The following is a 1,071-nucleotide window of genomic DNA, read 5'->3' on the forward strand; positions in this document are numbered from 1 at the left end:
ACGTCTCCCCCGTTTCCAGGAAGCCGGCCACAAGCCCATGAAACGTTCCCCGGAAGTTACGCGCATGCACCAACAGGATTTCCTCACCTTTCCGGATCAAGACCAGTACGGCAGGCGATACCGACGGGAACATCTCATTGCCGCAATGAGGGCATTTCTTCATGATCGGCCCTTTCAGTTCCGTCGGCGTCCCGCAGACAGGACAAAACCGGCTGTGTTGATCCCAATAGACAATCTCATACGCTTTCCCCGCCTGATCATAGGAGTAACGGTCGATATGATCATAGGAAGCGCGGAGTCCCATAGGCATGAAAACATCCGTCTCTTCCAGGGGCGCATCGGTAAAAGCCGCCATCGCCATTGTCCCGTCCTGCATCTCGACCGGAAGCGAGCGGGCAACCGTCACAGGCGCTTCGTCCGTACAAGGGATTACATAGCCGTCAGCTTTCTTTTGCAGTAGAAGTTGGTCATTGTAGAAGACGTACCAATACAAAGACGCGTTATTTGTCTTTTCCATATATCTGATTCTTTAGAACACCACAAACATACGGAAAAAATGGAATTATCCTCGCACTTGCAATATATATAGTGACGCATAAAACATGAAGAGGTATGGTTATAATAACCAATTAAGAACTTATACTATATGAATTAAGAAGAAGTACCGTATTATTTAGCCCTTTTCCTTCTACTTATAAGTTGTCCGCTTGGCGGCGAACGATCGTTCTCTTGCAAGCGGACAACCGTTCGCCGCCAAGCGAACGATTTATGGGTTAAGATAAGCGTGCTAATATATACAGAAGAACGGGGTAAAAGATACAGATGCTTATGATAAACCGTGCGCATCCGAACTCCTTTTGTGCGTATATGCACGATCATCAAACCCGGCACAACAGATAACATCTTATCTACAAGTTTTTTACGATTATGGCACGACTTTTGTCACATTTCTCGTAAACAAATCAGTTAAAGACCATGATTAAAACAGTTGCATTAGAAAAGATCTTCCGCACGGAAGAGGTAGAGACGTTGGCTCTTAATAAAGTAAGCATAGAGGTGAAGGAAGGGGAA

Annotated in this window: 1 protein-coding gene and 1 pseudogene; one reads left to right on the top strand and one right to left on the bottom strand. The window is 45.8% G+C overall.

The annotated features are described in order from the left end of the window. On the bottom strand, positions 1-517 hold a 517-nt coding region (locus tag BHV83_RS00395), incomplete at its 3' end, for an NUDIX-like domain-containing protein (RefSeq protein ID WP_502687950.1). A 458-nt stretch (positions 518-975) separates the two neighbouring features. On the opposite strand from BHV83_RS00395, the pseudogene BHV83_RS00400 reads away from it, so the two are divergent. Next, a pseudogene (locus BHV83_RS00400) lies at positions 976-1,071 on the top strand (ABC transporter ATP-binding protein); the annotation flags it as partial.

Source organism: Parabacteroides sp. merdae-related_45_40, from assembly GCF_001915675.1.